The following is a 17,064-nucleotide window of genomic DNA, read 5'->3' as shown; positions in this document are numbered from 1 at the left end:
GGATAGCGAATCAACCACACCGCTAAACGTCCATGCCCAAGTTCGCCGCCAACCTGTCGATGCTGTACACCGACACCCCTTTCCTCGACCGTTTCACCCTGGCCCGCGCGGCCGGCTTCGAGGCCGTCGAGTTCCTGTTCCCCTATCCCTACGAAGCGGCTGAGATCGCCGAACGGCTGCGCACCCATCAGCTTAAGCTGGTGCTGTTCAACCTGCCTGCAGGCGACTGGAACGTCGGCGAGCGCGGCATGGCCTGCGATCCCACCCGCGTCGACGAGTTCCGCGCCGGCGTGGCCAGCGCCCTGCACTACGCCAAGGCGCTCGACGTCGGCCAGGTCCATTGCATGGCCGGCAAGCTGCCCGCCGGCCTGGCGCCCGAACTGGCGCGCGCCACCTACCTCGACAACCTGCGCTACGCCGCCCAGCAATGCGAGCCGGCCGGCATCAAGGTCCTGATCGAACCGATCAACCACTACGACATGCCCGGCTACTTCCTCAACCGCAGCAGCCAGGCGCTGCAGATCATCCAGGAAGCGGCTTGTCCCAACCTGTTCCTGCAATACGACGTCTATCACATGCAGCGCATGGAAGGCGAACTGTGCAACACCATCGAAGCAAACCTGCCGCAGATCAAGCACATCCAGATCGCCGACACGCCGGGCCGCCACGAGCCGGGCAGCGGCGAGATCAACTACCGCCACCTGTTCGCCTTCCTCGACCGCATCGGCTACGACGGCTGGCTCGGCTGCGAGTACAACCCTGCCGGCGACACCAACACCGGCCTGGCCTGGCGCGAGACGCTGACCACATAGTCTGCGCCCGCGCAACACTAAAGTCTTCACCAGCGGCAACAATCGACCCTAGCGTTTCCCTCACTGCGGAGTGTCCATGAAACTGTCCCGCCTGTTCCTGATCGTCGGCCTGCTGGCCATCCTCACCGGCTGCGCCAGCAGCACCCCGCGCATGGCCGACGTGCGCGCCTTTGCCAGCGAGGCGCCCAAGCTCGGGGCCTATCACGAACTGACGGAGCGCTACCGCCAGACCTACCAGCGCGAGCAACCGTTCCTCTCTCCCGAGGCCGACGCCCGCGAGCAACAGATCGACGCCCGCCGCCAGCAAGCCTGCGACGATTTCGTCAAGTTGCAGTACGGCCTGCAGGCCTACATGCAGACGCTGGGCAAGCTGGCCGGCGACAGCCGCTACGACATGGAGGACCAGGTCAAGAACGTCGGCAGCGGCATCAAGGCCTGGCCCGATTCCGGCCTGGACGACCGCCACGTCAACGCCTTCGCCGGCCTCACGCGCCTGATCGCGCGCGGCCTCACCGCGCCGCTGCAGGAGAACGCCGTCAACGACATCATGCGCGAAGGCCAGCAACCGGTGCAGGACCTGCTGGACGCCATGCGCACCCTGCTGCGCCTGTACGACAAGACCAGCGACAACGAAGAGAAAATCGTCATCGGCATGCTGGAATCGGAGATCCCCTTCCGCGATCCCAAGCGCGACAAGCTGCTGCTGGCGCTCGCCAAATCGCAGCAGCAACAGAAGCAGGCCGAGTTCCGCCTGATCGGCCTGCGCTACACGCTGGCGCGCAAGAACCTGGACGCGATCGAGCAGCAGCACCGCGCGCTGGTGGCGCAAATCCCCGCAAAACCGTAAGGAGCAGCCATGGCAGATCCGCATAAACAAGCCGAGTTCGAAACGCTGGCCGACCACTTGTCCGCCTGCGCCGACGCCTTGCATAAACGCCTGATGCGCGCCATCCGCAAGCCGGCGCCGGAGGGCGGCATTCCCGGCATTTCGCAGGGCGTGGCGCAGGCGCTGTTTGAAAACGAGGTGACGCTGCGCCAACGCGCCAACAGCCTGTACCTGGACGCCGCCGTGCTGGCCGCCAGCGGCCTCGCCGCGCAGCAACAGCAACTGCTGGAGGTGACCGCACGCGCGCAGGAAAAAATCGACCAGATCGACCGCATCAAGGATCTGGTGGACTTCGCCGCCGAGCTGATTTCGCTGGGCGCGGCCGTCGCCACCGGCAAGCCGGACAAGGTGCTGCAGCCGCTGGAAAAACTCAAGCACCACATCGAAGCGTTGTAACCCTGTAGCAGAACCAATAGGCGCGCAGCGGGTCCAATGCCAGAGGGGAAAAGTGGGAGCACAGGCATGGGCGCGAACGGATTGAATGAGCAACAGTGGCACGAGCTGCAGGCACGCCTGACGCAGGCGCGCGCCGCCCTGCTGAGCCAGCTCGCGGACGATCTCGACCGCACCACCGACCTGCGCCTGCCGCTGCCGCACGTGGCCGAGGCCTCCCCCGCCGACAACGCCAGCCAGCGCGCGCTGCACAGCGCCGTGCACGAGGCGGCCACGCTCACGGCACGCCGGCTCGACGTGGTGCGCCATGCGCTGGCCAGGTTCGATGATGCGAGTTATGGATTATGTGAAAGTTGCGGCGAGCCGATAGGCTATTCGCGGCTGGCCGCCTGCCCAGAGGCGCGCTTTTGCATCCAGTGCCAGACGCGCCTGGAACGGGGCCTGCGCTAGCTAGTCAAGCCAGGGCTGATTGCGGATCTTGGCCACCTGCCGCTGCGCCATCATGCGCCACAGTTGCAAGGCGTCGGCCTGCGCCGGCACGGTCATGGTGCGCGGCGAGGCCAGCGCGATTTCGCAATCGCGGTCCGACCATTCGGCAAAGCGCACCGAGCCGCCGGACGACACTTCCATCTCGTACATCAAGCCGTCGTCGTAACCGAAGCGCAGCACGGCGCTGCCGGGGCCGTCGTCGGAAGCCGGCGCCTTGCCGCCGTAGACGTCGGCCAGCGCCGCCGCCATCTGGGCCTCCGACGGCGCAGCCACATCGCGTCCGTCAGGACGAGTGAGCACTAGCCATGCCTGTGTCATTGCCGCCTCCCGCTCTTCGGTTGGGTGTCTAGCGACTATCATACCGAAAATTGCTCAGCGCGCAGACATCGTCGCCGATATGCAACAGCGCGGCCCAAAAGAGGGATAGCAAGCCGACACTGTTGCCGGAGAACGGTCAGCCAGCAATCAGTTCCGGCAGCGAATTCGGATCGAAATCGCGCCAGTCGCCGGCCGTGATGTGGCCTTCGGCCCGTTCGATCTCGCCCGCCCCCAAGCGCAGCAGCACGCCCTGCGCGCGCTGCTCCTGCGCTACGTCGTCGACCGCCACGGCAATCATCATGCCGGACTTGCGCGGCGCGCGCACATTGCTGCCGTCCTGGTCCGGCTCGCCCGCCTCCTTCATCTTGTGCAGGCTGTACAACGAGCCCACGTGGGCGCCCACCAGCGCGCCCACCACCGGGCCGATCGGACCGGTCACGGGCATGGTCGCCGCGCCGACCACCGCGCCCGCCACCGCGCCGGTGGCGCCGCCCTTGACCACGCCTTCGTCGCTTTCCTTGGCGCCCGGCGATTTGTCATGATCCCCGCCCAGCTCGTACACATCGTGCTGGCCGGGCGGATTGACGTAGAAGGAACTGATGCGCGCCGCCCCGAAGCCGGCGTCCAGCAAGGCCAGCCGCGCATTGGCGATTTCGTCCTGCAACTGGAAATGTCCCGCAATGATGGTGCTCATGATGTTCTCCTGTGTTCATGGTTAGCCGCAGTGTCGCCCGCCTGCACGCGGGCTTCCGTTCGCTCCCGCACATGTTTGGCCGTATAATCAACCGATAGTTTTTTCGAGCAGCAAGCTTCCATTTCGATAGGAACGCCTGATGGAGTTCGATGAGCAGCCGCCGCTTTACCAGCCGCTGGTCGACTTGCGCAACGGCGCGGTCGCCGGATTGGAGGCGCTGTCTCCGGACGCCGACAGCCTGGCGCTGCTGCGCCGCTCGTGCACCGATCGCCAGCTGTGGCAAGGCGGCGTGCTGGACGGCGGCGATCTGCAGGTGACCATCAACGTCGCGCCGGCGCAGCTGCACGATCCGGCCTTCGGCCACGAGGTGGCGGCCATGCTCGAACAATATGGCGTTCAGCCCACCGCGCTCACGCTGGAACTCGACGAGGACACCCTCACCAACGATCCAACCGCCAGCGACCGCGCGCTGGATTTCTTCAAGCAATTGGGCGTCTGCCTCACGCTGGACCACTTCGGCGCCGGCCCGGCCTGCCTGACCCACCTCCTGCGCTACCCCTTCGACTACGTCAAGCTCGACGCCGCGCGCGTGCACGGCGTGGCCGACGACGCCGGCGCCGCCGCGCGGTGCCAGGCCTTGATCGCCATGGCCCACCACCTCGGCATCCGCATCGCCGCCGACGGCGTGCACACCGAAGCGCAGTGCGCCTTCCTGCGCACCAACCTGTGCGACCTGGTGCAGGGCGAGCTGTACGCGGCACCGCTGCCTGCGGCCGAGGTCGGCGCCCTGCTACGCGAGGACCGGCGCCTGCCGCCGCAGTTGCTGCGCACCCCGGCGCGGCGGCGTTGCCTGCTGCTGGTGGACGACGAGGCCAATATCCTGTCGGCGCTCAAGCGCCTGCTGCGCCCGGACGGCTACCACATCCTGAGCGCCGACTGCGGCGAGCAGGCGCTGGAGATGCTGGCGCAGCAGCCGGTCGACGTCATCATCTCCGACCAGCGCATGCCGGGCCTGAGCGGCGCCGACTTCCTGCGTCGCGCGCGCATCCTGCGGCCGGACACCATCCGCATCATGCTGTCCGGCTACACCGAACTGCAGTCGGTCACCGAGGCCGTCAACGAAGGCGCGATCTACAAATTCCTCACCAAGCCGTGGAACGATGCGCAGTTGCGGGCCCACCTGGCCGACGCCTTCCGCCTCAAGGAGATCGCCGACGACAACGCGCGCCTGAACATGGAGGTGCGCAACGCCAACCACGAACTGGCCGGCGCCAACCGCCGCATGGAGCAGTTGCTGCACCAGATGCAGCGCCAGATCGACCGCGACGAGATCAGCCTCGGCATCGCGCGCGAAGTCCTGCAACAACTGCCGCTGGCCGTGATCGGCCTCGACGACGATGGCATGATCGCCTTCATCAACGGCGCCGCCGGCCGGCTGTTCGCGCACAGCGGCGCCCTGCTCGGCAACCAGGCGCACGCCGTGCTGCCGCAGCTGTTCGACACCGCTGGACCGCCATCGGCCGGCCGCCAAGTCGACATCGCGGGCCGGCGCTACGCCGTGCACGGCTACGCCATGGGCCGGCATTCGGCCTCGCGCGGCAGCCTGCTGACGCTCAGCCTGGCGGGAGACCCGGCATGAGCCCGATTGCGCTCGACGAGGTGGTGCGCCGCGTGCACGACCTGCCCTCGCTGCCGGCGGTGGTGGCCGAACTGCTGTCCAGCATGGAGGACGAAGACGATATCGACCTCAACTACCTGGCCGGCCGCCTGGCGCTCGACCAGGCCCTGACCGCCAAGACGCTGCGGCTGGCCAACTCCTCGTTCTACGGCATGCCGTCCAAGGTGATCAGCATCCCGCAGGCCATGTCGGTGCTAGGCCTGCACAGCGTGCGCACGCTGGTGACAGCCTGCGGCGTCATCGGCGCCGTACCCAAGGCGGCCGGCACGCCGCTCGACTTCGACGCCTTCTGGCGCCACGCCATCGCCACCGCCGTGTGGGCGCGCGCGCTGGCGCGCCACCTGCGGCAAAGTCCGGACACCGCCTTCACCACCGGCCTGCTGCACAACCTCGGCACGCTGGTGCTGGCCACCCGCTTCCCCGAGGAATACGCCGCCGTGCCGCTGTGGCGCAGCGCCCACCAGGACGCCAGCGTGGCGGAGGCGGAGCTGGCCGTGTTCGGCGTCGACCACACCGAGGCCGGCCGGGCGCTGGCGGCGCACTGGAAGTTCCCGCTGGCGATCCAGGACGCCATCAGCCAGCAGCACCGCGCCGATGCCACCGGACTGGCGCTGGCGGTGGGGCTGGCGCATCTGCTGGCCGGCCCGGCCGACGATAAGGAATCGACCTGGGCCACGCTGGCGGTCGAAGAGGAACAGCGCCGCCAGCTGACCGAACACTGCACGCTGATGGTGAACGATATGTGCCAGATCTTAATCAACTGAGTGATCAACCGGGAAGCGGCCATGAAACTGAGCACGCAGGCGGAAGTCGACCTGTCCGAATTCTTCGACGGCAATCCGGTGGCCACCTTCGCCATCAACCGCCAGCACGTCATCACGCACTGGAACCGCGCCTGCGAGCAATTGCTGGGCTGGACCCGCGCCTGCATGGTGGGCACGCGCAATCAGTGGCAGCCGTTCTACACCAAGGAGCGGCCGCTGCTGTCGGACCTGATCGTGGCCGGCGACGACAATATCGCCGCCCATTACCCCGGCCACACGCGGCGCTCGACGCTGATTCCCGGCGCCTATGAAACGGAAGACTTCTTTCCGAACATCGGCGCCAGCGGCCACTGGCTGCATTTCACCGCCGCGCCGCTGCGCGACGCCGAGGGCCACATCGTCGGCGCCATCGAAACCCTGCGCGACGTCACCGAGCGCCGCGTGGCCGAGAACGCGCTGCGCAAATCCCGGGACAGCCTGGAGCACATCGTGGAGAAACGCACGGCCCAGCTGGCGCAGGCCAACGACAAGCTGGAGGACGACATCCGTCAGCTCACCGAGCTGAACGACATGCTCACCACCGCGCAGCAGCAGTTGGTGCAGTCCGAGAAGATGGCGTCCATCGGCCAGCTGGCGGCCGGGGTGGCGCACGAAATCAACAACCCGATCGGTTACATCTTCTCCAACGTCGGCACGCTGCAAAGCTATCTGGAGCAGCTGTTCGGGATGTTGGACGCCTATCAGCAGGCCGAGGCCAGCATCGCCCAGCCGACCGTGACGGCGCAGCTGCGCGCCATGCGCGAGCAGATCGACCTCGACTTCCTGCGCCAGGACATCCCGGCCCTGATGCGCGAATCGCGCGAAGGCATCGTGCGCGTGCGCCACATCGTCGAAGACCTGAAGGACTTTTCGCGCGCCGACGCCGGCCAGCAATGGACCCGCGCCAACCTGCACCAGGGCATCGACTCCACGCTCAACATCGTCGCCAACGAGGTCAAGTACCGCGCCGACGTGGTCAAGGCCTATGGCGACATACCGGAAATCGAATGCCTGCCGCTGCAGATCAACCAGGTGGTGCTGAACCTGGTGATCAACGCGGCGCAGGCCATGGGGCCGGAGCGCGGCCTGATCACCCTGCGCACCGGCATGGCGGACGCCCACACCGTCAAGCTGGAAGTGGAGGACAGCGCCTCCGGCATTCCGCCGGAGGCGCTGTCGCGCATCTTCGACCCCTTCTTCACCACCAAGGCGGTCGGCAAGGGCACGGGGCTGGGCTTGTCGCTGGCCTACGGCATCGTCAAGAAACACGGCGGCCGCATCGAAGTCGATACCGAACCGGGACGCGGCAGCTGTTTCCGCGTGCTGCTGCCGATACGTCACACGGAGGAAACCGCATGAGCCGCATACTGCTGGTGGACGATGAACCGAATATGCTGAGCGCCCTGCAGCGCGCGCTGCGGCAAAGCAAGCCGCTGGCCGGGGCCCAGATCGAAACCTTCACCAATCCGTTCGAAGCCTTGAACCGCATCTGCGTGTGCGAGTTCGACCTGGTGGTGTCGGATTTCATGATGCCGGAAATGAGCGGCGGCGAATTCCTGCAGGCGCTCAAGGACGTCGCCCCCACCACGGTGCGCATCATGCTGAGCGCCTCCACCGATTTCCAGACCGCCATGACCGCCATCAACGAGGCCCAGGTGTTCCGTTTCATTTCCAAGCCGTGGCAGCAGTCGGAGCTGGAGCAAAACATTCTGCAGGCGCTGGAGGAACGCCAGCGCCTGCTGGCCGAGGCCGGCCGCAGCCCGAGCGCGCAGGAACTGGAAGCGCGCCGGCTGGAACAGGAGGAGCCGGGCCTGCTGCACGTCAAGCGCAGCGACGACGGCTCCATCATCCTTTAGCGGCGCGCCGACGCGCGCTACGCTGGCGGCGGTTTGATGTTGACGGCGACGTCGTCAACCAACTCGTACGGCACGCGTACGTTCGGCCCTTCCCCGCCAAAATCGGCAGGATTGCGCGTAATGATGAGGCGACCCTCGACTTCCGCCGTAGCACGAATAATGCAATCCAGGAGTTGCAGTTTCCTCCCTACGCCGGCACCCTGGCTTGCAACGCTGTCGCCCCGAATCGTGGCGGCGCGGCGCGGCGCATGATGTCGTCGTTGGGATGGACGATTTGGATGCCGGCGTTGAGAAGAAGCGCATCGAAAGCATTGCGCTCGGCCTGATCCATAAGGCAGGCAACCTCCATCCAAACTACCGAGCTGATGACGGCGTCGTCATAGGTGAAAAGCTCGTTGGCAGCGGCTGCATGACCGTTGAAATTGTCGAGCAGGATGTTGCTATCGAACAGTACTATTGTCATTCAGACCGCACCTCGCGCTGGTAAGCAACCGGATCTTTAGGCTTGGTCGGGTCATTCTTCCAAATGCCGTGCATGCTCATGATCGCTGCCTTGCGCTTGGCGCGTGCTTCCGCCGACGGGACCGCTGGCGCCACCTTGGCCGCCGAAGCGCTGACCTGCGAATCATTCAGCGCCTGGACTAGCTGTTTCGCCGTTATGTGTTCAGGATCTAATTGCTGGGCGCGCGCGGCGGTCTGGACCTGATCCATTTCACCCTCGCTAAGCTCAACTGTTAAGCGTTGTGCCATGATGCGCCTCACGCCAGTTATCGTTGCAGCTAGTGTATAACATTTGGGCAGGACCAGCGCCGGACAACTTTCATGCCGAACTGCGCTGGCCAAAACCTTGAGAATCAAGCTCGGCATATAGCACCGGTGGCGGCGGCGGCGCCATCCAGTCGCGCGGGTCGACGCGGTAGTATTTGAGGAATTCCGCGTACAGCTCGGCGTGGTGTTCGGCCATCTGATACGGTTTTTCGAAGAAGGTTTCGGTCGCCACGGCAAAGAACTCGGCCGGGTTGGTGGCGCCGTAGGGGTCCATCACCGTTTGCTGGCGGTACATGGCGTTCATGCGCAGGTTTTGGAAGTCGCGCGATAGCACTTCCGACCATTCGCGGTAGCTGGCTGGATTGCCGAGGTAGGGGGCGCCGTTGGCGCGGCCTGATTCGCTGTCGAGCTGGTGGGCGAACTCGTGCAGGACGACGTTGTGGCCGTCGGTCCAGTCGGCGGCGCCGCGCTGGACGTTGTCCCAGGACAGCACCACGCGGCCATCGTCCCACGACTCGCCCAGCATGCTCTGCCGGCCCGGCGTGACCACCCCGCCCGGCCCCACTTCGGCCCGCTGCGCCACGAATTCGCTGGGATAGACCAGGATGGTGTGCAAGGCCGGATAGACCTTGCTGGGCCGGTTCAGCAGCAGCATGCAAGCTTGCCCGGCGATGGTGATGGCCATTTCATCGGTCACCTCCAGCCCTTCGCAGCCGACGAATTTCTTTTGATGCAGGAACTGCACCACCATGCGCCGCAACTGCTGTTGCAGATCCGGGCTCATGCGTTTGTAGACGGGTATGTTTCGCTGCAGCACGGCTTCCGCATGGGGCGGCAAGGGCCGGGCCAGCACGCGCTGCAGGCGCCAGCGCGGGTAGAAAAATGGCGCTGCAATCAGCAGCGCCGTCAGGCCTATCCAGATCAAAGCTTCCATATGCCGCTGTCCGTTGAATGTCTTGACGGAGTAGTTGGGGTTGCTTGTTTACATTTCAATATGCAAACATCATACCCCTGCGGCGGGAGGCTTACTCTGCTTTTTGCTGCGAAGCCGGCGTACCGAACAGTGCAGCCACCAGCGGATCGCGCATCACCGGACCCCGATTGACACGGATCGCATAGTGCGTATCGTCGGCCAGAATGTGGAAGTGACGGCCGCTGCCCGACATGGCTTGCTCGCGCAGGCCCGGACGTTCCTTGCGCGGCGGCGCGCCTTCGCGCTTCGGCTGGGCGATGGCGGCCAGGAAGGCGGCAATGCGCTCCGGGTCGGGGGTCAGCTGGTACACCGCCTTGCCCAGGTAGGTGGCCGTGCCTTCGACATAGCGCGACAGCTCGATCACGCCGGCCTCGCGCAGGTCGCGGATATATTTACGGGCGCCGGACGGCGAAAATTTCAGGAACCAAGCGATCTCGTCGGCCAGCATTTCGTGCTGGGTCAACTCGGCGATCAACTTTTGCATGTTTTCGATGCGGCGCAGGGTGGCCGAAGTCGAGCGCACACGTTCGATGGAAGCCATCGACAGGGCAGGCTTGCGGTCCAGTGGGGCCGGGGTCGAGCGGTCGACCAGGGTCAGGCGCGCTGTCGTCGCCTGCATCTCCGGCGAGGCTTTCATCTCGTTCTGGACCAGGGTTTGTTGTTTGCTGACTGCGTGCATGGGATCACTCCTTAAGATTGGGTATGCCTTGAGCCCAAGAATGCCCGCATGTGCGGCCGCAGTCTGTGCGGCAACGAACATTATTGAGCCATCTATGTCCTTACGATGGGACAAAAGCAATCCAAATAAGTTTTCAGCAAATGTGACCGTTTTGATACAGCTCAAACTTGTGTGCGCTAGCGAACGGTGAGAACGAACCAAGTTGCCTAATCTTCGCTCCAACAGCGGTGCAACAACATTGCTGGCATCGAAACATTTTTAAACAATTCGGGAGCTTACCTGTGAATAAATCAAAAAAAATCGCCCTCGCCGCTGCAGTCCTCTGTGCGTCGTTCTCCGCCATGGCCCAAGACGCGGTCATCAATCCATCGTGGTATATCCAGCCTAGCGTGAACGGCATCAAGCCTGATTCCGACTTCGGCGTGGACAAGCGCGGTTACGGCGGTGGCCTGAAATTCGGTAAAGCTGTGAACCAGAACTGGGACGTGCAAATGGGCACGACCTACGCCAGCAGCGACGAAAACGGCCAGCGCTACCAGCAAAACACGCTGGGCGTGGACGGTCTGCTGATGCTCTCCCGTAAATCCTTCCGTCCTTTCCTGCTGGTCGGTGCCGGTGTTGAACGCGACAAGGCCAACCTGGTCGGCAATATCGAGCGCCGCAAGAACTCGCCTTACCTGAGCGCCGGCCTGGGCTTCCAGGCCGACCTGAGCGAACGCGTCGCCCTGCAAGCCGACCTGCGCAATGTGCATGGCTTCATCCGTGACGGCTCCTTCCCTAACAGCAAGAGCAACAACTACTATGCGACCGTCGGCCTGAACATTGCGTTCAACGCGCCACCGCGTCCAACCCCACCGGCGCCGCCGCCAGCACCTGTGGCCGCTGTGGAACCGCCACCGCCACCAGCACCACCAGCACCGCCGCCACCAGCGCCGGCGCGCTTTGAAAAAGTGACCATGTCGGCCACCGAGCTGTTCTCGTTCGACAGCGCCAAGCTGAATCCGAACCAGCCTAAACTGGACGACATCGCCAATGTACTGAACACCAACAGCGGCATCAACGACGTGGTCATCTCCGGCTACGCCGACCGTCTGGGCAGCGACAAGTACAACCAGAAACTGTCCGAGCGCCGCGCCAATGCGGTCAAGGACTACCTGGTCGCCAAAGGTATTGCCGCCAATCGCCTGAACGCCGTCGGCAAGGGCGAGTCGAATCCTGTTGTGGAGTGCAACGACAAGAAGCGCGCCGACCTGATCAAGTGCCTGGAACCTAACCGTCGCGTCGAGGTGGAACAAATCACCATCGAACGTCGCGTGCAATAACAAGGAATGAAACGCCCCGCAACTTCGGTTGCGGGGCTTTTTTTTTATGAAGACAAAAACCATACTCTCTGTATTCAAGTGCGCCATTTCCGAATGGTTCGAGCATCGCGGCGGCAGCATGGGCGCGGCGCTGGCGTTCTACACCCTGTTTTCACTGGCGCCCATCCTGGTGCTGGTGCTGGCCATTGCCGGCTGGTTCTACGGGCCGCAGGCGGCGCAGGGTGAATTGTTTGCCCAACTGCGCGGCCTGGTCGGCACGCAAGGCGCGGAAGCGATCCAGCTGGTGCTGGCTGGAGCGAAGAACAAGGAAGAAGGCCGGCTGGCCACGCTGATCGCCAGCGCCCTGCTGCTGTTCGGCGCCACCACGGTATTCGCCGAACTCAAGGACAGCCTGGACGCCATCTGGCAAGTGCCGCCGCTGACCAAGGGCACGTTCTGGAACGTGATCCGCACCCGCCTGCTGTCGTTCGGCATGGTGCTGGTGCTGGCTTTCCTGTTGATGGTGTCGCTGGTGGTCAGCGCCCTGCTGACGCTGCTGGAGAAATACTGGGGCAGCTTGTGGGGTGACGCGGGCATGATCCTGTCGGGGCTGAACATGGCCATCAGTTTCCTGGTGATCGCCGCGCTGTTCGGCGTGATCTTCAAGATGCTGCCACGTATCAAACTGTCGTGGCATGACGTGACCATCGGCGCGCTGGGAACGGCCGCCTTGTTCACGTTGGGGAAATATGCGATCGGCGCCTATATCGGCAACAGCGGCGTGGCCAGCAGCTTTGGCGCCGCCGGCTCGATGATCGCCCTGCTGCTGTGGGTGTATTACTCGGCGCAGATTTTCTTCTTCGGCGCCGAGTTTGCGCGTCAATATGCTTTGCAGCTGGGCAGCTTGCGCAACAAATCACTCGCCCAGTAGCTCAGCCACCACTTCCATTCCTTCAACCCGCTCGGCCACCACCTTGACGATCACCGTCAGGGGGACGCCGAGCAGCAAGCCCCACACGCCCCACAGCCAGCCCCAGAACAGCAGACTGACGAACACGGCCGCTGCATTCATGCGGGCGAAGCGGCCCGTCATCCAGGTCGCCACCACGGTGCCGATCAGGGTGGCGACGGCCAGCGATACGCCCATCACCAGCAAGCTCATCTGCAAGGATTCGAACTGCAGGAAGGCCACCACGCCGGTCGCCACCATGATCAGCAGCGGACCGAAGTACGGCATCAGGTGCAGCAGGCCGGCCACGATGGCCCAGGCGCCGGCATTCTCCAGGCCGATCCAGCGCAAGGCCACCCACATCAGCAGCGCCAGCGCGACATTGGTCACCAGCAGCATCAGCATGTATTTCTGGATCGAGACGTTGATGTCTTCCAGGATGTGGACGGTAATGCGTTTCTTGGTCAGCGAAGGCCCGGTCAGCTTGACCAGCTTGCGCTTGAAGGTGTCGCCCGACAGCAGCAAAAAGAACACCAGGAAGATCACCATGGTGGCTTGGCTCAGGAAACCCATCACGCCCATGGAGCCGGCCCAGATCCAGTTCATCACCGGGAAGCTTTCCGAGGTGCTCGGCGGCGGTGTGGCGCGGCGGGCCGCACGCTTCTCCTGCGCGCCGGCGGTGGCCTGCTGCAGTTCGGCGGCGACGTCCTGGATGCGCTGGATGGTGCTGGGGCCGCCACCATGCAGGCGGTCGGACAGCAGGCGCGACAGCTTATGTCCGGCCGTGGGCAATTCGTCGACGATCGATTGGAATTCGCCCTGCACTTTATCCATCACCAGCACCGAGCCGCCGAGGATGGCGGCGGTCACCAGTGTGGCGCCGATCAGGCGCGGTATGCGCCATCGCTCCAGCACGCAGACCAGGGGACTCAGGGTATAGGTAATCAGGATGCCGAGCAGCACGGGCACAAGGAAATTGCGCGACCATTGCAGGGCGTAGAGGAAGGCGACGGTTGCAATCACGCCGAGCGCGAGACCGCGCGCGTGGACATGCAGCGGAATACGAGGAGCATCAAGGTCCTCGGCAGGTAGGTTCATGATGACTCACAAAAAAAATGCCGGCGCGATGGTCGCGCCGGCGGGGCTACTGGCTAGCGCGAAAGCTTACTTGACGCGAATGTCGTTCTTCACGGAAGTGACGCCTTTGACGCCGCGGGCAACCTGGCCGGCTTTAGCGATGTCTTCAGGTTGCGCCACGAAGCCGCTCAGTTGCACGGTGCCTTTGAAGGTTTCGACGTTGATTTCGGTCGATTTCAGGGTAGGCTCGTTGAAGATGCTGGCTTTGACTTTAGTGGTGATGACGGAATCGTCGACAAATTCGCCGGTGCCTTCTTTGGTCGAGGTCGATGCGCAGCCGGTCATGGCGCCCAGCAGCGAAACAGTGAACAGGGCAGTAGCGATTTTATGTGCGATTTTCATGGCGATTCTCCTTGGTTTGAAAAAATGAGTTTGTCAGCCAGCGGGACGTTGTTTGGGTTCCGTCTCTGCTACCGATGTGCCATTAAACGCTGAATCCAGGGCGCGCTCTGTACGCTAGCGTACTAAAAGCCCAACGACCTTGTTGCCTGCGGCACAGTGCGTAACCGCACAGATCTTCCGGCGCGTCGTGTCTATGCTGGTATCACACTTTTCCAGGAGGATAAAATGAAACGCTCAACTACCCTTGCCGCTGCTGTCTTTGCCGGCGTTGCCGTGCTGAGCGGCTGCGCCAGCACCAGCCAGCAGCCTCAGCAGATCGGCTATATCAGCAATGACTCTTCTACTTACGGCACCATCGATTCGATCCAGGTGATGCAAGCACGCGGCAGCTCCGGCGCCGGCGCCATCACGGGCGGCCTGATCGGCGGCCTGCTGGGCAACCAGGTTGGCTCGGGCAGCGGCCGCACCGCCGCCACCGTGGCCGGCGCAGTGGGCGGCGCCGTCGTTGGCAACAACGTCGAGAACAACCGCAACGCCGGCAAGGAGGAGTATCAAATCTCCGTGCGCATGGATAACGGCGATACCCGCATCATCCAGCAGGACAGCGTTTACGACCTGCGCGTCGGCAACCGCGTGCGCCTGATCGACGGCCGCCTGTATCGCTATTAATGCGTCGTCCGGGACCAGTCCACATCAATTACTACATCCACTAAAAGGAGAACAACATGGGTACCATCATTCTGATTATTCTGGTCCTGGCCTTGATCGGCGCACTGCCGACCTGGCCGCACAGCCGCAACTGGGGCTACGCCCCCAGCGGCATCACCGGCCTGATCGTGGTCATTCTGCTGATCATGCTGCTGACCGGCAGGCTCTAAACCAAGGAGAAGATCATGGTTCGTCACATCATCACAGGCGTGATGATGGCGTGTGCGGCGCTGTGCGCCGCACACGCGCAAGACACCACGCCACCGCAAAACGTCCAATTGCAGCAACAGGAAATTGCCAAAGGAGAGCCGGCGCGCTGGACCCAGCCGGATCTCACCAAAGCCCAGCAGGCACGCACGCTGCGCAAGGAAATCGGCGCGGCGCTGGCCGAGGCCAAACAGGCTTGCCACAAAGGCCCTGCGGCCGAACGCGGCGCCTGCATGAAGGAAGCGCAAGCGACCTATCAGCGCGACCTGGCCAATATGCCGCAGTTGCTGGCGCAAAGCCAAACCAGCCAACAATAAGCAAGGGCCGCATCAGCGGCCCTTGTTTTTATTCCTGCTCCGCCGCGCTTCTGCGCCGCATCATCCAGGCCACGCCTGCGCCCGCCGCCAGCGCCAACACCAGCACCGGCTTGATCAGGCGCCTGCGCGCGATGAACGAGCCGACCGTTAAGGCATACGGCATCAACGACTTCGCATACGGCAGCAGCGACTTGACGTTCAAGCCGCCCATGCCGCCCGGCTGCAGCAAGCCGCCCAGGCGTGCCTGGGCCAGACCGACCGCATGGTCGACCGCGCCATGGAACAGCGCGTCCGGATGCAGTGCTTGGCCGACCAGCGCTTTCGAGTGCACCAGCTTAATGCGGTACAGCTCGCCCTCGCGGATCACCTTCAGCTTTTCGGCCGCCAGCGCGGCCGCTTCTTCGTGTTTGCTCATGGCTTTTCCTTACAACAGCATGTCGCGGTCGGACTTGAGTTCGGCCATGGTCGCCGGCAGCGAAAGCTTGCCACTGCGTAGCAGGCTGCGGGCATACAAGATGAGGCCGATGGCGATCAGCAGGAAGACCCCGGTGATGATCGGCAGGATAAGCCAGCCGATGACCGCCCAGGCGAGGTAGACGATGGTAACCGAGGCGTAGATGAGCGCAAAGCCGCCCAGCACCACGGCCAGCGCGAACACCAGCACCAGCTGCAGCAGGCGGTCGCGCACTTCCGCCAGCTCCAACGCGGCCAGTTCAAGCCGGTTGAGCAGCAGGCCGATCGCGTTGCGGGTCACCAGACCCAGCGACGCGATCAAACCCGGCGGACGAGTACCTTCTTCGTGCGCCACGGTGGATTACTTGCGGCCGATGATCACGCCGATCAGCAGGCCGATGCCGGCTGCCGCCGCGATCGAACGCCATGGGTTTTCCTTGACGTATTCATCGGCGTGCTGCGCCGCTTCCTTGGTCGCGGCCAGTGCGCTGACCTGGGCGTCGTGCGCCTTGGCCAGTGCGCTGTCCAGCGCGCGCATGCCGCGGCCGCGCAGTTCGTCGGCCTTCTCGCCGGTCAGGGCGGTGGCGGCGGTAAACAATGCCTGGGCATCTTTGACCAGAGTTTTCACGTCGTTATTCACGGTACTGATGTTTTGTTCCAGCATGATGAAGCTCCTGTTATGGTTGTTGATGTGAAAACTGTACAGCAAATGCGGCCGGCTTGACGCCGGCCTGTTTCAACCGTGTACGTCCATCAGATCACGCATATCGTCCGCGTGTTCTTCTTCGATCGCCATGATCTTGATCAAAAGATGGCGGGTTGTCGGATCGGTGTCGCCGATCTGTTCAATCATCTGACGGTAGGACTCGATGGCCACGCGCTCGGCGATCAGATTGGCGCGCACCATCGATTGTACGTCCTCCGACGCATCATACTCGGCATGACTACGTGCGAGCAATGTTGCCGGATTGAAATCAGGATCGCCGTTCAGCTGGACGATGCGTTCGGCCAGCCAGTCGGCGTGTTCCTGCTCCTCGTTGGCGTGTTCCAGGAACTCCGCCTTGATGCTGGCGTTCTCGCGGCCCGAGACCGTGTAGTAGTGCCGCTTGTAGCGCAGGATGCACACCAGTTCGGTAGCCAGCGCCTCGTTCAACAGCTTGATGACGGCCTCGCGGTCGCCCTGGTAGCCGGCCGTGACGGGACCGTCTTCCAGGTTGCGGGCAGCGGCGCGAATGGCTTCGACATCGATGCCTGCCGGATGGGTTAGGGTAGATTCAGCCATGGTCAATCCTTATTGGGTG

25 protein-coding genes are annotated in these 17,064 nt (G+C 63.7%); 13 read left to right on the top strand and 12 right to left on the bottom strand.

Annotation, left to right across the window (positions count from 1 at the left end):
- Positions 1 to 32 precede the first annotated feature (32 nt).
- The 4 genes from otnI to ACXZ1M_RS23050 all read left to right on the top strand — a co-directional run bounded on the left by otnI (position 33) and on the right by ACXZ1M_RS23050 (position 2,541).
- Positions 33 to 812 (top strand): 2-oxo-tetronate isomerase, encoded by a 780-nt coding sequence (gene otnI, locus ACXZ1M_RS23065; protein WP_459049940.1) that lies wholly within the window; start codon positions 33 to 35, stop codon positions 810 to 812.
- A gap of 76 nt (positions 813 to 888) precedes the next feature.
- The gene (locus ACXZ1M_RS23060) at positions 889 to 1,659 is read left to right on the top strand and encodes a hypothetical protein (RefSeq protein ID WP_459049939.1); all 771 of its coding nucleotides are present in this window, start codon (positions 889 to 891) and stop codon (positions 1,657 to 1,659) included.
- A gap of 9 nt (positions 1,660 to 1,668) precedes the next feature.
- A complete protein-coding gene (locus ACXZ1M_RS23055) occupies positions 1,669 to 2,094 on the top strand; it encodes a hypothetical protein (protein WP_459049938.1) in 426 nt (141 codons plus the stop codon).
- A 66-nt stretch (positions 2,095 to 2,160) separates the two neighbouring features.
- Positions 2,161 to 2,541 (top strand): TraR/DksA family transcriptional regulator, encoded by a 381-nt coding sequence (locus ACXZ1M_RS23050; RefSeq protein ID WP_459049937.1) that lies wholly within the window; start codon positions 2,161 to 2,163, stop codon positions 2,539 to 2,541.
- On the opposite strand, the gene ACXZ1M_RS23045 is transcribed toward ACXZ1M_RS23050, so the two are convergent.
- Entirely contained in the window at positions 2,542 to 2,898 is a 357-nt protein-coding gene (locus ACXZ1M_RS23045) for a hypothetical protein (RefSeq protein ID WP_459049936.1), read from the bottom strand.
- Between the two features lie 136 nt (positions 2,899 to 3,034).
- The gene (locus ACXZ1M_RS23040) at positions 3,035 to 3,592 is read right to left on the bottom strand and encodes a glycine zipper domain-containing protein (protein ID WP_459049935.1); all 558 of its coding nucleotides are present in this window, start codon (positions 3,590 to 3,592) and stop codon (positions 3,035 to 3,037) included.
- A gap of 139 nt (positions 3,593 to 3,731) precedes the next feature.
- Between ACXZ1M_RS23040 and ACXZ1M_RS23035 the strand changes: the two genes are divergently transcribed.
- From ACXZ1M_RS23035 to ACXZ1M_RS23020, 4 genes are read left to right on the top strand one after another with little or no spacing between them, the layout of a single operon-like run.
- On the top strand, positions 3,732 to 5,231 hold the full coding sequence (locus ACXZ1M_RS23035; RefSeq protein ID WP_459049934.1) for an EAL domain-containing protein: 1,500 nt from the start codon (positions 3,732 to 3,734) through the stop codon (positions 5,229 to 5,231).
- Complete coding sequence (locus ACXZ1M_RS23030; protein ID WP_459049933.1) at positions 5,228 to 6,034, top strand: HDOD domain-containing protein; 807 nt, start codon at positions 5,228 to 5,230, stop codon at positions 6,032 to 6,034. The genes ACXZ1M_RS23035 and ACXZ1M_RS23030 overlap by 4 nt, the downstream gene beginning before the upstream one ends.
- 21 nt (positions 6,035 to 6,055) lie before the next feature.
- Entirely contained in the window at positions 6,056 to 7,432 is a 1,377-nt protein-coding gene (locus ACXZ1M_RS23025; protein WP_459049932.1) for an ATP-binding protein, read from the top strand.
- Positions 7,429 to 7,929: a response regulator gene (locus ACXZ1M_RS23020; protein WP_459049931.1), complete on the top strand. Its 501-nt coding sequence runs from the start codon at positions 7,429 to 7,431 to the stop codon at positions 7,927 to 7,929. Before ACXZ1M_RS23025 ends, ACXZ1M_RS23020 begins: the two co-directional genes overlap by 4 nt.
- 187 nt (positions 7,930 to 8,116) lie before the next feature.
- Here the strand turns inward: ACXZ1M_RS23020 and ACXZ1M_RS23015 are convergent, their stop codons facing one another.
- The 4 genes from ACXZ1M_RS23015 to ACXZ1M_RS23000 form a co-directional block, all read right to left on the bottom strand.
- Positions 8,117 to 8,392: a PIN domain-containing protein gene (locus ACXZ1M_RS23015; protein WP_459049930.1), complete on the bottom strand. Its 276-nt coding sequence runs from the start codon at positions 8,390 to 8,392 to the stop codon at positions 8,117 to 8,119.
- Entirely contained in the window at positions 8,389 to 8,679 is a 291-nt protein-coding gene (locus ACXZ1M_RS23010; protein ID WP_459049929.1) for a hypothetical protein, read from the bottom strand. Before ACXZ1M_RS23010 ends, ACXZ1M_RS23015 begins: the two co-directional genes overlap by 4 nt.
- A gap of 70 nt (positions 8,680 to 8,749) precedes the next feature.
- The gene (locus tag ACXZ1M_RS23005; protein WP_459049928.1) at positions 8,750 to 9,631 is read right to left on the bottom strand and encodes a M90 family metallopeptidase; all 882 of its coding nucleotides are present in this window, start codon (positions 9,629 to 9,631) and stop codon (positions 8,750 to 8,752) included.
- A gap of 91 nt (positions 9,632 to 9,722) precedes the next feature.
- Entirely contained in the window at positions 9,723 to 10,349 is a 627-nt protein-coding gene (locus tag ACXZ1M_RS23000) for a winged helix-turn-helix domain-containing protein (RefSeq protein WP_459049927.1), read from the bottom strand.
- Positions 10,350 to 10,630: 281 nt separating this feature from the next.
- Between ACXZ1M_RS23000 and ACXZ1M_RS22995 the strand changes: the two genes are divergently transcribed.
- Positions 10,631 to 11,671, top strand: a complete 1,041-nt coding sequence (locus ACXZ1M_RS22995; RefSeq protein ID WP_459049926.1) for an OmpA family protein — start codon at positions 10,631 to 10,633, stop codon at positions 11,669 to 11,671.
- Positions 11,672 to 11,717: 46 nt separating this feature from the next.
- A complete protein-coding gene (locus ACXZ1M_RS22990) occupies positions 11,718 to 12,581 on the top strand; it encodes a YihY/virulence factor BrkB family protein (RefSeq protein ID WP_459049925.1) in 864 nt (287 codons plus the stop codon).
- Here ACXZ1M_RS22990 and ACXZ1M_RS22985 read toward each other — a convergent pair.
- Positions 12,567 to 13,697, bottom strand: a complete 1,131-nt coding sequence (locus ACXZ1M_RS22985; protein WP_459049924.1) for an AI-2E family transporter — start codon at positions 13,695 to 13,697, stop codon at positions 12,567 to 12,569. The two genes, ACXZ1M_RS22990 and ACXZ1M_RS22985, sit on opposite strands and share 15 nt — an antisense overlap.
- A 66-nt stretch (positions 13,698 to 13,763) precedes the next feature.
- On the bottom strand, positions 13,764 to 14,078 hold the full coding sequence (locus ACXZ1M_RS22980; RefSeq protein ID WP_373991362.1) for a BON domain-containing protein: 315 nt from the start codon (positions 14,076 to 14,078) through the stop codon (positions 13,764 to 13,766).
- A gap of 225 nt (positions 14,079 to 14,303) precedes the next feature.
- Here ACXZ1M_RS22980 and ACXZ1M_RS22975 point away from each other — a divergent pair, with 225 nt between their 5' ends.
- From ACXZ1M_RS22975 to ACXZ1M_RS22965, 3 genes are read left to right on the top strand one after another with little or no spacing between them, the layout of a single operon-like run.
- Complete coding sequence (locus tag ACXZ1M_RS22975) at positions 14,304 to 14,747, top strand: glycine zipper 2TM domain-containing protein (RefSeq protein ID WP_459049923.1); 444 nt, start codon at positions 14,304 to 14,306, stop codon at positions 14,745 to 14,747.
- A gap of 56 nt (positions 14,748 to 14,803) precedes the next feature.
- Positions 14,804 to 14,956, top strand: a complete 153-nt coding sequence (locus ACXZ1M_RS22970) for a DUF3309 domain-containing protein (RefSeq protein WP_090192273.1) — start codon at positions 14,804 to 14,806, stop codon at positions 14,954 to 14,956.
- Positions 14,957 to 14,971: 15 nt separating this feature from the next.
- Positions 14,972 to 15,310: a hypothetical protein gene (locus tag ACXZ1M_RS22965; protein WP_459049922.1), complete on the top strand. Its 339-nt coding sequence runs from the start codon at positions 14,972 to 14,974 to the stop codon at positions 15,308 to 15,310.
- Positions 15,311 to 15,338: 28 nt separating this feature from the next.
- Here ACXZ1M_RS22965 and ACXZ1M_RS22960 read toward each other — a convergent pair whose 3' ends face one another.
- From ACXZ1M_RS22960 to ACXZ1M_RS22945, 4 genes are all read right to left on the bottom strand, one after another.
- Entirely contained in the window at positions 15,339 to 15,725 is a 387-nt protein-coding gene (locus ACXZ1M_RS22960; RefSeq protein ID WP_459049921.1) for a hypothetical protein, read from the bottom strand.
- Between the two features lie 9 nt (positions 15,726 to 15,734).
- Positions 15,735 to 16,118, bottom strand: a complete 384-nt coding sequence (locus tag ACXZ1M_RS22955) for a phage holin family protein (protein WP_459049920.1) — start codon at positions 16,116 to 16,118, stop codon at positions 15,735 to 15,737.
- Positions 16,119 to 16,124: 6 nt separating this feature from the next.
- Positions 16,125 to 16,427, bottom strand: coding sequence for an ElaB/YgaM/YqjD family protein (locus ACXZ1M_RS22950; RefSeq protein ID WP_373991357.1), 303 nt, complete (start codon positions 16,425 to 16,427; stop codon positions 16,125 to 16,127).
- A gap of 72 nt (positions 16,428 to 16,499) precedes the next feature.
- Positions 16,500 to 17,045 carry a ferritin-like domain-containing protein gene (locus ACXZ1M_RS22945; RefSeq protein ID WP_459049919.1) on the bottom strand — a complete coding sequence of 182 codons (546 nt, stop codon included), beginning with the start codon at positions 17,043 to 17,045 and terminating at the stop codon, positions 16,500 to 16,502.
- Positions 17,046 to 17,064 lie beyond the last annotated feature (19 nt).

The sequence above is a fragment of the Duganella paludis genome (assembly GCF_054461335.1).
Note: the sequence above shows the minus strand (reverse complement) of the source record. Positions and strands in the feature narration are given on the sequence as shown.